The organism is Muricauda brasiliensis (assembly GCF_003057865.1).
Lineage (GTDB): Bacteria > Bacteroidota > Bacteroidia > Flavobacteriales > Flavobacteriaceae > Flagellimonas > Flagellimonas chongwuensis.
This window is the reverse complement of record NZ_QBTW01000011.1, coordinates 112464-126494: the sequence shown is the minus strand read 5'-3', so window position 1 is coordinate 126494 and position 14031 is coordinate 112464. Positions and strand designations below refer to the sequence as shown.

Below are 14031 nucleotides of genomic sequence, written 5' to 3'. Positions count from 1 at the left end.
CAATTCCCTGCTGGACTCCATAAAAAAAAGAAAAGATTAGGATTTTGCTGCTCCAAAGGAACAACACCTAGCTTGCAAAAGTTCCTCCTAAAGAAGTAATCACCAAATTCCAATTTTAACCAAATCGCCGTAACATCAACAATGAATATTTTAAGCCGAAGGACAGGGCAAAAATGAAAATTCATCATCCCCCATCATGTTTATTAAGTTTTCCAACCCGTCCATGCCGGTGATGACTCCTTGTGCCTTTCCTCTCCCCATTTTTCCAATAAAAGTCATAATGATACTTTTATATACATTACAGGCCAATTCTTTCAAGGCCAAGCTTATTTGTCCTTCCAATTTATCGGGATTCATCACTATAATGGCTTCTGTGGCAAAGGCATATAGTTTTACCAAGGTCATGCTGTACAATGCCACGATAGGGGCCGCCGATGTTGCAGCTCCCGGAATCATCATCATAAGTTGTATCCCAGCCACCACTTTTTTATATTCATCCATCACATTTTTCAGCGCCATTAACTGTTCTGCAGTCGAAGAACTTCCGCCACCACTTCCGTCTGGCAATATTCCCCGAAGTTCCCCTGTGTTTCTATCTACTTCATAGTATGATGGGACATTCATATCCCTATCAAAAAAAGACAATTGATTCTCCCTAAAAATCCGGTTATGGAAAACGTTGTGCTTATTTTTCAATATGCTATACCCGTATTCTGGTTCATTTCGGATATTGTGCAAACACACCAAATCATGTCCTTGTAATTGTTTTACGGCATTGTCCTCAAATACGGCTTCTTCCAAAAAGGCAAACTGGGCTGTCTTTTTAACTGTTTCGTAGAGATTGCTCCTTTTGGTCCCCGACCGGGTTATGCTGGCATATTTTGCAGTGGGCAGATAATCGAATAGGACCTTTGTTCTGTCCTCATAATAACCGGGCTTCATTCTTAACAAACAGGAACGGAATTGGGTGGGATAGGTAATGGATTTCTCCGTGACGTGCTGATTCAACGGTTGCATCATGGTAAGTAACAACGGTGGGTATCCAAATGTGCCCTTTTCCAGTGCTTCAACTGCTTTTTTGGTATCATTCCCTTGTTGAGCCGTGAACCACTCTTCATTGCTGACTAAAGATTTCAGGTATTCGGTGAGCCTCACGGACAAGGTGGGGGCTTCCCGTTCAAAGGCAAGCATGGCACCGCCCAGCATCATTTCATGTACATCGTCAATATATTTTCGGCTGGGTGTGAATCGGTCCCTGTCCAGGTAATTGTCCCAACCGGCCAGAGTACGTTTTATTTTATTGCTCCTCCAACTAATTTCAACATATAACCCTATGATCCGTTCACCTAAATAAAGATTGTTTGGTTTGGGAAATGCAATTGTTGTTTCATCCGAAAGCTCTTTTTCTTTAATGGACACATTTATGCGGTGTTCCTTTTCTTCCTCAAAAGAATGGTAGGTAAGTACATAAGGGGGAAAAGACATCTGTGAAATGATGTTTTGAATCTCCTCTTTTGTTTTTTCTTGATCATCAGCCGGAATTTCCTTGAACTCAAAATTTTTCCGCAAGTGTTTATAGAAGGTATCAACATTAAAGACATTCAACAAAATGGCTGGTGGCCCCGTTTCGTACACATCTTTGTATTCGGCTTGGAATTGGTCGTCATTGTGGCCATCGGTAGCGTACAATATCAAGTCAGAACTACTTTGCTTGGCCTTTAAAAGCGACGTATACACATTGGAAGTGGTTGCCTTGCTCCTGACACTGGCGTAGGGGTACATTTCCTTTACCATTTTCTCGAGCGATGCTGCAAATTCTTTTGCACCGTCTCCCCGATATGCTGTTGGCATACTCAATGAAGTATCGTAGAGCAGCATGATCTTTGGGGAAAACACATTTTGTTCCAACCACCCGGTAACGGCTTTACCATTATCGGTTATCTTAAAATTGGCAGCGGACAATCCTTCAACAATGGTTCCCGACCCATCCTTTGGGTATAGTTCCAATTTCACTTTAGGAAAAGCCATTGCTGTGGCCTTTACTTCAAAAGTCTCTACTTGTGAAACATCTCCAAGCTTTCCACTCTCTTCTTTGACTACCACGTTTTTAAGGATTTCTTTCCCTTCCAATGTTATAGGTTCGCCCACAAGCGAGCGTTCTTCCATAAAGGACAGGTCCTGATCAAATTTCTGATAGGCAAAACAGGGCGTGAATGTGCTGATGTCGGAAATGGACTTTGTGGCCTGTTGGGTGAAGTCCATATTCTTCATGAACTGTATCTGCATTGTACTGCCGATTAAATCGCTCAGTTTCCATGTCCCGGAAAGGAGCTCCTTTTCTTCCCAATAATCAATGGCCGTTCTATACGTCAGCGAAATGTTGATATCCTCCTCGCGTACCTGGGAAATTTTCGGGGCATCCTTGAACTTATGGTCTTGATTAGTTGGATGTAATTGACCCACTGGCACTTGCGAATCAAAAACATGGGCGTAATGTTCTACTCCATCCTGAAGATATACCACGGAGGGGACTTCGTTTTGGTGAAAGCGGAAGGAATTGGGCTTGATGGCTGAATATTGTTTTTCAGTCAGCTGTGATACAAGCTTATCTGCCAAGTTTGTGCATTTTTCATCGAGTTCCAATAACTGATGGACTTTTCCATTGGTGTCGTTTACCCCTAGCAATCTCTTCCATTTTTTGAGTTGTTTTTTGCTGATGGGAGGTGCAAATGCTGCTTGGTTGTCACGAAATACGATATTTTTCACCTCGTCTTCGGTAATCTCGGTTTGCTCCAAGACCACTTTTGCCTCAAAACCGGCCTCGACCAGCATATCCTTCAATATTTCAGCTTTTTCACGGGGTGTGGCCAATCCGCATCGTAAGGCAACATCGGTTCCATATATGGACAAACGATTTGCTTGGTGAAGAAACTGCCCGATTTCAGGGATCATTTGCAGGCTATCGCGCACAAATTCAATCATGGCTTTGGGGTCTTTGGCCGCAACCAATGCCTTCTTTCTGCCGGGAAGATGGTCTGGGCTTTGCTCCAACGCTGCAATCATTTCTTTCCAAACACCAAATGGAACAGATGGATCGTTACTTTCACACCCCATAAGCAACAGCGGTGAAAAGGAAAACCCTGCTGAACCAACTCCGACCAATTCGATAAATTCTCTTCTATTAAATTTCGATTCCATATTTGGTTTTTCCAAGATTGAAACTTCTGGGTGTGCCCTCTAAGTAATGTTATGTTTGGGACTTTATTAAAATAGCCTATCTATTTTAAGTTCTTTGAAAGCATCCCAAACGGCCTGCTTGTCGATATTGTCCGCTTGCATATTTACTGCGAATCGGTCTTTGTACAGAAAGTTGATCAAAACCTTTTGTTCTGTTTTATAAACAGTTTCCACGCCCAACATGGTGTTTTTGTTCAGGATTTTTTCCGATTTAGTTTCGGTTTCCACATCAGTGTTCAGGTTTTTGAAGGCAATGTACTGCGAGGTGAGCATTGTACCCTTTTCCCCGGCACCATCGTTCACGTTCACCACCAATCTGCTTTTATCGGAACCTTCATATGTGGCCGTGGCACCACTAATTCCATAGCCCGTCAACGTACCTTTGACTATTTTCTGGAGTTCCATGCCCTGAAGGGTTTCTGGAAACCAACTGTTGAGCGTCTCCTCGGAAACAGGCGCTATTTTTTTCAGGTCTTGTGACTGTTTGGCCAAATCTTGTACTGTTTTGCCCATTTTTACGGTTTGATCAACAGAATCATCTTTTTTGTTCTGCGAATTGCACGAGACTATCAGTGCCACTAGTCCAAGTATTTTTAATGCTGTTTTCATTTGATTGCAATGGGTTTTGTTTTAATAGGAGACATTTATTTTGCCCGAAATTGGAAAATCACCGCCACGCTCTGTCATTCCACTACCTTCGCCTGTGAAGGTCATTTCCAGATTATTTTCCGTTAATTTTTTGATTTTGATGGTACCTTTTTTGAATACAATGCGTTTGTTGGTTCTTTTTACATCCCTATCGGCATTGAAGAAGTTGAGATCTACTTTTATTTTCCCCGCATTCACATTTGGGATGCTGTATTCTACACTTTGGTCATCCAGAATATTGGTATGTGTAAGGTTTAGGTTGAGCTGAAACGGGTTTTCATCCGCCCTGAACAAAAGTAAAATACTGTCCTTTGTGAAGGTTTGTTTTACAGGTAGCAGGTTTTCTTGCTCAATATGGAACACTTGGTTTTCCATGCTGACTTCCACTACAATGTTGCCCGTAAGTTTGCCTGTGGAGGCTGCAACTTCTTTTTTTTGCCCATTTTTACATGAAAAAAATAGGGTTCCGACCATTAAAATGGAAAAAAGATAATTGTGGAAATATGATTTTCTAAAATGCATCATTTAAGTTTTAATATTGTGCTACTTTGATTTTAATACGACCATTTCTTTCTTTTCGTCGAACATTACAAGGAAAGTGTCCCCAGAGACATAATCGGGTTTTTCTACCACATAATCCCTAAATAAAAACTTACTTCCCGGGCTATAGGTTTGTGACAGATCAAAGGCCAGTATGGCATCTTTTTGAGGTACCACGGAAAAGTTTTTGGTGCTTTTTATGGATAGGAATGTCCTTTTTTCAATATCCGAATACTCATGTGGCCGTACAGATCTGGAACCTGTTTTGGAGCCGTTGCTTGCAAATTGCCTTTTTTTAATATCTGAATACTCATGCGGCCTTACCGAACGGCTGGATTCTCCATAAAGCATGCCAGCAAAAAAAGTGCTTCCTGGATATTTTTTTGCTGCGGTGGTTTTGTCCGGCAAGGCATCTGCTGGAAGGATATCCACAACCGTTTTTGTGTCATTGTCAATGGCGACAATGATTTTTTTGCCATTTTTAAGGGGTGCCGACTTAGATTGTGCCTGTGTGAGTGTGAAGATACTCATACATACAATCGCTGGGATAATTGCTTTTATTTTCATGATTTCATTTATTTAAGTTGTTCCAAATTCAATTCTTAGAGGATTAATTGCCATTCTTTATGTGGGAACCTCTCAGGTCTCTAGCTATAATGCTAACTTAGCTTCAGGAGTGGGGTTGGTTGTCAATACCCTGTGCAGGGTTTGAGTGCATCCATTTCCTTGCTGATTTCTAGGGTGTTTTTAAGGAGGTTGCCGGGTTCGAAATACTTATTAAGTATTATTCCTATTGGGAGCGCAAAAGAACCATTTCCATCTTTATTCTGATATTCTTCTTTATTATCCTTAAGAGTTTCTTCATAGAACTCCTCTATTATTGTTATATCCAGATCGGAATCCGTTAAATCTGCATAGGCAGGGAAAAGTTCATCATCTTCTACACCTCCTTCTCTATTTAATAAAGCTAGATAGTCATCATATTTTTTAACTATCTCAAAAAGTTCAGTATCCAAATCTACTAGGGCAGAAGGTTTATCCTGAGTCTCCCAATCAAAACTTGAGATTAAGTTCCATAAATCTTCAGTACAATACATTATAGTTGTTGAACTCATCATCATCATGAGCTTCATTCCATATAAATCATACTTTTTCCTACAATCACTGGTTGATTGAATTTCACCTGTCAATGCATCAAATTCTGATTTATATTTCAGCATTATGTAAAGACATTTTGTCTCTGGCAGGTAATCATCAAGGTCATTAATATAATTAACATATTCAGTAAAAGAATTTTGAAAAGCTTCTTTAAATTTTCGGGTAGCGTCAGTATCTGCGGCGGCTTTTTCGGCGTCACCCTGTGCTTCTCCAAAAAAATCCTGCGCTTCGCCCATAATGTCCCCAAGGTCAAAATCCTGTGCCTGCATTCCAGTGCCGATAAGCAAGAAAATCACGGTGTATCCCAATATTTTTTTCATGTGTTACATTTTAGTGGTTCAACACCTATTAAAACCCACCCATTGTGGAATATTCCGCTTTTACAATGGACATGCTTTCTTCTTTCAGTTCGGTACATACCATACTGAAGTTGTCCTTTTTCTTCTTGGCAGACTCAAACTGCATTTCCATGAACATGGTGTTCTCGCCAATGGGCAATACACTGCTCGGTAGGCCTTCGGTGTTGGCTATGCCGCCCAAGTATCCCACAGGGGCCTCATTGGTGACCCACACTTTTGAAATGCCATCTTTGCTTGTAATTTGATAACCTTCGCAATGGTAGCCCAAAATGGTCTTGCCCGCAATGGGGACGACTTTGATAGCTTCCTTTGAATTATTGCCCTTTTCTTCCATTTTTTTGGTCAACTTTTCAATGGTTTTTTTTCCAGCGGGCATCTTCATGGCCATTTTTTGCGCACCATCGTCAGTAAACATCACCATGGCTTGGTTTTCCATGTCCATAACAGTGATGCTGTTTGTTTTGCCATCGTTGTACCTATTGCCAAAATAGCGTTGGCCCGGTTCCATCCAATAGTGTATATAGCTCTCATCTTTTTGGGTGGTAATCTTCATGGTGGCCCTATATGAGAATTCATAAACATCAGGAACCCCTTTTAGATTGCTACCTCCGAACAGACCTGCCATCTTTTTCTGCATGGCAGCTTCTTTGGCCTTGTTTTGTTGTTTTGTGGAGTCTAGGTTCTTTTCGGTTTCCCCAATATTTTTCGGGGCGTCCTTTTTGTTCTTTTTTCCTTTACCCCCTTTGGTTATGGAATCGATGGCATTATCCGTTCCTTTTGATACTTCTTCATCCGTACGGTTCATTATGGTCCGTTCAACGGCATTCTCTGCTTTTTTCTTCAATTTTTTAAAAAATTGGGCTTCTGCGGAGTATGTTATGGCTAGGCAGCACATAAGCATGACAACTACTTTTCTTTTCATGACGATTGTATTTTGTTTATGTTTAATTGAGATAATGAAAAAGGGTTGGGGGAGTATTTGCCTTTCTCGTTATTTTTTTAATCGCTTGGTTTCTTCCTTTTTGATTTCCAAAGTTTGGACCACCTTGTTTTCCAATAAAATGTTCAACTGGTATTTCCCGCTTTTTAAGTGGTCGATACTCATATATATTTTATCGTGTCCCGTACCTTTTTTCATGATGTTTGGAAGAGGTGTAAAACCTGCTAGTTGAAACTTATGATAAAGGTATCTTGGAGGGGAAAGAGTGGATGGAAGATATGTTTCCAATGATGGAAGATATGTTTCCGACTGTGAAAAAACCTTGTTTTATACCTGTTTGGAAAGATATTCGTTAGGGGTGCACCCCACAATTTCCTTGAAGACCTTGTTAAAATATGAAGGGGTGTTGAATCCAACTTGGTATGCAATTTCAGAGATAGTAGCGTCGGAATGGCAAAGTAGTTCCTTGGCCAGATTGATGCGCTGTGTGCGCACGAACTCCGTTGTGGACATTCCAGTGACCGCATCTAATTTTTTATGCAATTGGGAACGGCTTATGAGCATGAGCTTGGCAAATTTCTCACTTGTAAACTCTGTGGAGGTAATGTGTTTGTCCAATACGCTCTGCAGACGTCGTAAAAACTCTTGCTCCGTTTTTGTGGGGACAAGCCCTGGGTCGACCTTAAATGTTTTGGAGTAATGTTCTCGCAGACGGATTCGATTTTCCAAGAGTTTTTCTACCCTTACTTTTAATATTTGGGGGCTGAACGGTTTGGTTACATAGGCATCGGCACCTGTTTCCAAGCCTGATAATTGGCTTTCTTGATCGGCCTTGGCAGTGAGCAATATAATAGGAATATGGCTGGAAGCCTCATTTTTCTTAACGGTCTGACAAAGCTCAATCCCACTGCAAATGGGCATCATAATATCGCTTATGATCAAATCGGGAAGTTTTTCTTGGGCCACTTCTATACCTTTCTTTCCGTTTGGGGCCTTGAGGATGATATATTCATTTTTAAAAATGGAAACCACATAGGAAAGGATATCGTTGTCGTCCTCCACAATAAGTAAAGTCGGCTTTTTAAGTTTGTCCGATATTGTCCCTTCTGCAGGAATCAATTTGCCATAGGAGGAAGGTTCCGGGGTGCTTTGGGCTATCTTTACAGGTTGGCCTATAGGCAAGGTGAGCGTAAATTGGATTTTGCCCTCTCCAATATTGTGTGCGATAATGCTTCCTTTTGATAAAGATACAAGTTCCCGTACAAGAGCCAGCCCTACGCCAAAACCTTCGGATTTTTCACTATTTTGATGAAAACGCTTAAACAGCGTGCTTAGGTCCTCTATTTTTAATCCATCGGTGGAATTTAGAATGGAAAACACAAGATTTTGCTGTTCTTCTTCGGCAGTTACGATTATGGTACTGTTCTTAGGGGCGTACTTTATGGCATTGGACAACAGGTTAGAAATAATTTTCTCCACTACGTCTGCATCAAACCATGCGTTGCCCAGTTTTTTAATGTTGTGCTGTATATCCATGCTTTTGTTCTTGGCAACATAAGAAAACGCCTCGATCAATTGAATCAACAATCCTTTTAGGTCGCCTTTGGTAACATTGGGCTTGTATTGACCGGAATCTATCATGGATAAATCCAACATTTGGTTGACTAGGCCCAAAAGTCTTTGGGTGTTGTTTTTGATAAGGGATAGTTCCTTTTTATCGTCATTGGAAAGTCCTGCTCTGTCCAATTGATGCTCTATTGGTCCCGAAATAAGGGTGAGCGGGGTCCGTATTTCGTGGGAAATATCCGTATAGAGTTTGGTTTTTAGCTCGTCAAGTTTTTGAAATCTATTTTTTTCAATTTCAATAAGGTAAAATTTGTGGCCCAGTCCCAGTGAAAATACAAGTAGTTCTAAGAAAACACCCAGTTGGGTAATATTAAAACTGTAAAAGCCAAAGACATTATTGGATTCCACGCCCCCAGAAAATGAATGCTGATTGCCCAAGTTCAATCCCACCATGCTAAACCCGATCAGGAAAAAATTTCCGAGAAGAATATAATACCGTAAAGGGGATTTTACCACAAGGAAGGCCCTGACCACTGCATAGATGCCGTATAAATGTAAGGGTAATAAAAGCAGGTTCAAATGCCTTTTTACCAGTAAAAAATCCTTAGTGAGAAGAACATAAAAGAATATGGAAATTGCGGCCAAATAGGTGGCGATGGAAAACCATTTGAGTTCACGTGAAAATTTGGCATGATGGTCCCGGATTTCTGCAAACGAGTCAACAAAAGCAATGAAAACGCCTGATAGTAAAAACACCAGTGGGGCTAAAAAATAATATGAAGTGTCATAACTCTTAAAAAAAAGCTGCAATTCCAGTTCAAGGTCTATTCTTAAAAAGAAATAGGTGGCAAATATCAAAATATAAACGCCGTACAATAGATAGTCTTGTTTTCTGAGCCTAAAATAGAGCAAGAGCATGAACACTCCTATGGCAATAAAACAGCCTTGGAATATAAAAGTGGTAAACACGGCAATGGCCATATTTGTAAAATGCCAAGGCTGTTCTATTTCAAAATTGTAGGTAGCCGGAACATCGCCCCAAATACCATCATAATTGCTGGAGAGTACCTGAAAGGTATACTCTCCGGGAGACAAATTTGTATATCGGGCCATATTGTTGTTGCCTGCATTGATCCAATTTTCATCATTGCCTATTAATCTGTATTTATATTGATTTAGGCTGGGTTGAGAGAATTGCAAGGATGAGAACGCGAATGTAATGGTGTTCTGGGTATGCTTTAAAGGAACGTTTTCCGAAAGATTCCGGGTATCGTTAAAAACCTTTACATTGGTGATCACGGTTTTGGGTTTGAAGGGATTGGTCTGCAATTGTTCCGGCCGAAACCAATTGAGACCTTCCAAACCACCAAAGTAAAGCGTTCCATCTTCATCTTTGAAATAGGCCCCGGTATTGAATTCGTAGGATTGTAGACCGTCGTAGTTTCCATAATTTTCCACGGCATGTTTCCCATTATGATATGAGAACCTGGAGATACCTCGATTGGAGCTCAACCAAAGGTTCCCTTGTTCGTCCGGTAGGATGCCATAGACAACATTGTTAGGCAATCCAGTTTTAACCGTAAAATGTAGAATCTCTCCTGTGGATGGTTCATAGGACTTCAGTCCATTTCCATTTGTACCTATCCAAAGTCTATCATTTTTATGGAGCAAGGATTTTATATCATCGGCGATTGAGTCAATTTTTATTATCCTTCGGGTATCCATGTTAAGGGAAAAGAGGCCGCTCTGTTCAGTCCCCACCCAAAAAATATTGTCTTTGAAATGTTCAATGGTTCTAATATTGTCCGTGGTCAAATTGGAGTTTTCTGAATTGAATTGGGCTACAATACCATTTTTCTTATCGAATAAGATGAGACCCTTGTTTCTTGTGCACAGCCATAGTTGATTATTGGAAGCTTCATAAATCTTCCAAATCGTATGGTTTCGTAATTCTTCAATGGTTTCAATTTGATTGTTGCCCCGCAATTTTTGAAGACCATGCTCTTGATGTCCGATCCATAAGGTATTGCCATCGTGATATAGGGACATGATCCTGTCCCCGATCAAATTGGATTCCCCGATTTTGATGGTGAAGGCCTGTTGGGTATCCAAATTAATTTTGGTCAACCCCTTGCCCGAGGTTCCCAGCCAAAGGCTTTGGCCATCCTTGGCAATGGCCCTTATGACATCCACATGGGCCTCTTTGGGCACATTTTTGTTGGTGAGAATATTGAACTTGGCCAAGTACTCATCATAATAGCTGACCCCGGCTCCGTCCGTACCTAGCCAAATAGTTCCTGTGAAATCCTCGAATAGAAATAAAATGTCATCATAATGAATGGCATCGGGGTTGTTTCTATCGGCCAAAAAATGCCTAAAGCTCTTGGTAGAGAAATCAATGATGTACAAACCTTGTCCGTACGTTGCAACCCATAATCGGCCATATTTGTCCAACAAAAGGTCTTGTATGACCAAATCCGTTGGAAATTTTTTATTTCCAAACCCCTTGAATTGAGCAAAGGTTTCTGACGAGGCCGATTTTATAAATAATCCTTTTTGATAAGAGCCCGCATATAGATTTTCCCCATTTGCGATAAAAGCACTAAAATTTGTGTCAGATGATTGGTAGATGGTATCCAAGGCCTGTTTATCATTGCTCAGCTTATAGATTCCTCCCGAGGCGGCTATCCAAAGATGGGCGCCCCATTCGATTAAATCGTATATCTCCAGTGAATTGTTTTGAGCACCCAGAACCTTTGTAGTGTCCTTATCATTGGCATTGATTTGAAAAAGGCCCTTCTTATAAGTGCCAACATAGATGTTCCTTTGCGAATCTTGGTAAACAACACTGGCACTATCAATAGACTTTATTCTTTGAAATTCCTCCCTTTTTCTATCATAGAATTTTAAGGCCCCGGGATTGGTAATGACCCATAATGTGTTATCGGAGTCAATGAATACCTTGCCAAGTTTACTGTAAGTGGGTCTGGTAACATCTTCAAACTGTTCTTTATAGATGTTAAATTCTCTTCCATCGTATTTGTTCAACCCATCCTGTGTGGCAAACCAAAGATATCCGGTGGTGTCTTGAGCGATGCCCACTACACTGTTCTGGGAAAGGCCGTCATTGACTGTAAGGTCATTAAACGAAAATCGATTGTGAGCTTTGGGTGAACCTTGAGCTTGACCCAATGAAGACTTTCCAAGGCACAATAATAGGACCAGTATGGTGCACGGGTATAAAAAGACAAGGCCGTTATGGCTACTTTTTTTTTGCAATACCGTTAATGGTTGAGGTTTGTTTTTACAAGATAACCCTTTTCTTGATTCTCAAGCCCATTTTAGCTCTAACATGCTCGTTTTGATAAATCTAGAGTAGATAAGTGGCCTATTCATATTGTAAAGGCGTAAATATTTAATTTTTATAAGTCGTTATCTACTAATCAAGGGGTGTAGTAGAATAGAATCATCTCAATAGTTAAACAATTCCAAGTAAATTTTAGGACAGTATTATCTTATTTTCAACATGCATATCATATTAATCAGTTTTATTTAAGATGATTATTTTGCAATTGTTTAGGTATATTTGAAATGATGAGAGACAAATCGGTCGCAATAGTTCACAAATCGTCAACATTTTGAAATTAAACAGTGGAAACCCTAATAGAACAGGGGGTCCGAAAGAAAAGTTCGATTCTTGCCGAGGCTACTTTTTGACTTCGAAAATCCTGAATTGTTGTCCCATCAAACAGAAAATGGCCTTTCCGTTTTAATCTTCATCGGTTCGTTGGTAATGGGATGGGCAAACTCTATTTTTTGGGCATGCAGACAAAGTCGTTCCAATGGAGTACCATATAAATTATCTCCTACAATTGGTGCATATAGGCCCAATTTATGGGCGCAATGCACTCGTAATTGATGTGAACGCCCCGTAATCGGTTTCAATTGGATCAAAGTCCGAGTTGTTGTTTTTTCTATTACCTCATAATGTGTGATTGCAGGCTTGCCATAATCAAAATCTACCATTTGCATGGGCCTGTTATTGATGTCCAAGACAAGAGGCAGTTCTATAACCCCTTTGGTTTCTTCAATGGGCTTTTCAAGAATCGCCAAATAAGTTTTACGAACGGTACGCTCCAAAAATTGTTGTTGTAGGCGTTTGTGCGCTTCTTTATTGAGGGCAACAAGCATTATTCCAGAAGTATCTTGATCCAGTCGATGTACAATTTTTGGTCCAGTAGCCTTGGGATATTGTTGTAGGATGCGGGTTTGAACCGAATCTTTTATGTGTCTTCCTGGAACTGACAACAATCCGGCAGGTTTATTTACAATTAATAGATGCTCATCCTCGAACAATGTTTCCAGTTGCTTATCTGCTCCAAAATTCTCTAGCAAGGGATTAGGTTTTACAGGGATTCCTTTAAGCATGTGTGCTAAAATGGGCTGGCATTTTCCTTTGCAGGCAGGATAGAATTTACCATGTTCCCTAATTTGTGAATTGGGTGATTTTCCCCACCAAAATTCAGCCAAGCCCACAGGTCTCAAACCGTGCATAAACGCATATTGGAAAAGTTTGGGGGCGGCGCATTCTCCTGCTCCACCGGGAGGAACTTCTATTCCAAATTCAGTAAAAACTGTCTTTAAGTCTTTCCCTTCTTGCTGGCTGTTCAAAAAAACGAACGATTTAAAAATGGCCTCCAACAGTTCATTGGACTTGTTTTTTTGAAGTGTCTTCAGCGCGTCCAATTGTTCTTCAAATGCCCTGGTTTCTGCAATCGCTTTTTCCAACCGTAAATTTTCCGAGCGGGTAAAGCGTCTTAGGTTCATTCCGTCCCGAGTACCTTGCTCGGTTAAATCGGCCAGTAGTTCTTCACGTTTTTTCTGTGGAAGGTGAGCGGCCTCCTTTCTAAGTTGGTTACGTTCGGATTTGGCCTTTTTTGCGCGTTTTTTTGCTTCCAGTATATTTTCCTTGGTCTCTTCGGTGATTCGTTTTAATTGCTCTTTGGATTGGATGAAAGCCTTACTTTCTTCAAACTGTTTTATTTCTTTACCAATGGCGTTGATGGTGGCCATTTCTTGAAAATCTTCTCCTTTTGGCAATGGATGAACAGGAGGCACAAAATCTAGCGTTTCCAGCTCAGGCTGCAACTCGCCCGAATAAGCACTAAGATAACCAAGTTTACTGTCCTTGGTTTGCACTACAAGAACACCGAGCATGCGACCCTTTGGTTGATTAACCAAGCCGGGCAAATCTCTTCCCAATCTATTTTGAAGGTCCTCCGCCGCTTGTTGGGCTATGGCAATAGGGGTATAGAAATGAGGATATTCGAATGAATCAGGTATCTTGTCCTGATCATTTGTTTTTAAATAAACTATTTTGTATTCCTTTAAAGGTGAGTTGGTTGCCAATAATTTTTTATTATCTAAGTTTGATTGTCAGTCCATTCAAAACTTGATTATCCTTGCAAATTTACAGTTCTTCTGTAGATTCAACTGTTCAAGGATTTAAAAGTGAAGGTTCACTTTTGACCAGATTACTTTTTCTCTTCAAATGTGGTTCTATAATTCTTATAATTCAATAAA

General features: G+C 40.5%; 9 protein-coding genes. All 9 read right to left on the bottom strand.

What is annotated here, in order from left to right; genetic code table 11:
* Nucleotides 1–150: 150 nt before the first annotated feature.
* Nucleotides 151–3198, bottom strand: coding sequence for a hypothetical protein (locus DCK90_RS06530; RefSeq protein ID WP_108245382.1), 3048 nt, complete (start codon nt 3196–3198; stop codon nt 151–153).
* Between the two features lie 66 nt (nt 3199–3264).
* Complete coding sequence (locus DCK90_RS06525; protein ID WP_108245381.1) at nt 3265–3846, bottom strand: hypothetical protein; 582 nt, start codon at nt 3844–3846, stop codon at nt 3265–3267.
* Nucleotides 3847–3867: 21 nt separating this feature from the next.
* The gene (locus DCK90_RS06520) at nt 3868–4410 is read right to left on the bottom strand and encodes a hypothetical protein (RefSeq protein WP_108245380.1); all 543 of its coding nucleotides are present in this window, start codon (nt 4408–4410) and stop codon (nt 3868–3870) included.
* An 18-nt stretch (nt 4411–4428) separates the two neighbouring features.
* The gene (locus DCK90_RS06515) at nt 4429–4992 is read right to left on the bottom strand and encodes a hypothetical protein (RefSeq protein WP_108245379.1); all 564 of its coding nucleotides are present in this window, start codon (nt 4990–4992) and stop codon (nt 4429–4431) included.
* A gap of 122 nt (nt 4993–5114) precedes the next feature.
* Nucleotides 5115–5903 carry a hypothetical protein gene (locus DCK90_RS06510; protein ID WP_108245378.1) on the bottom strand — a complete coding sequence of 263 codons (789 nt, stop codon included), beginning with the start codon at nt 5901–5903 and terminating at the stop codon, nt 5115–5117.
* Between the two features lie 28 nt (nt 5904–5931).
* Nucleotides 5932–6864 carry a DUF4412 domain-containing protein gene (locus DCK90_RS06505; RefSeq protein ID WP_108245377.1) on the bottom strand — a complete coding sequence of 311 codons (933 nt, stop codon included), beginning with the start codon at nt 6862–6864 and terminating at the stop codon, nt 5932–5934.
* A gap of 69 nt (nt 6865–6933) precedes the next feature.
* On the bottom strand, nt 6934–7080 hold the full coding sequence (locus tag DCK90_RS17045) for a hypothetical protein (RefSeq protein ID WP_199912659.1): 147 nt from the start codon (nt 7078–7080) through the stop codon (nt 6934–6936).
* A 129-nt stretch (nt 7081–7209) separates the two neighbouring features.
* Nucleotides 7210–11640 (bottom strand): two-component regulator propeller domain-containing protein, encoded by a 4431-nt coding sequence (locus DCK90_RS06500; RefSeq protein WP_108245376.1) that lies wholly within the window; start codon nt 11638–11640, stop codon nt 7210–7212.
* Nucleotides 11641–12192: 552 nt separating this feature from the next.
* A complete protein-coding gene (locus DCK90_RS06495; RefSeq protein ID WP_108245375.1) occupies nt 12193–13857 on the bottom strand; it encodes an RluA family pseudouridine synthase in 1665 nt (554 codons plus the stop codon).
* Nucleotides 13858–14031: the final 174 nt, after the last annotated feature.

Coding starts and splice junctions, on each gene's coding strand:
- DCK90_RS06530 (WP_108245382.1), bottom strand. CDS start 3,198: ATGGAATCGAAATTTAATAGAAGAGAATTTATCGAATTGGTCGGAGTT.
- DCK90_RS06525 (WP_108245381.1), bottom strand. CDS start 3,846: ATGAAAACAGCATTAAAAATACTTGGACTAGTGGCACTGATAGTCTCG.
- DCK90_RS06520 (WP_108245380.1), bottom strand. CDS start 4,410: ATGATGCATTTTAGAAAATCATATTTCCACAATTATCTTTTTTCCATT.
- DCK90_RS06515 (WP_108245379.1), bottom strand. CDS start 4,992: ATGAAAATAAAAGCAATTATCCCAGCGATTGTATGTATGAGTATCTTC.
- DCK90_RS06510 (WP_108245378.1), bottom strand. CDS start 5,903: ATGAAAAAAATATTGGGATACACCGTGATTTTCTTGCTTATCGGCACT.
- DCK90_RS06505 (WP_108245377.1), bottom strand. CDS start 6,864: ATGAAAAGAAAAGTAGTTGTCATGCTTATGTGCTGCCTAGCCATAACA.
- DCK90_RS17045 (WP_199912659.1), bottom strand. CDS start 7,080: ATGAAAAAAGGTACGGGACACGATAAAATATATATGAGTATCGACCAC.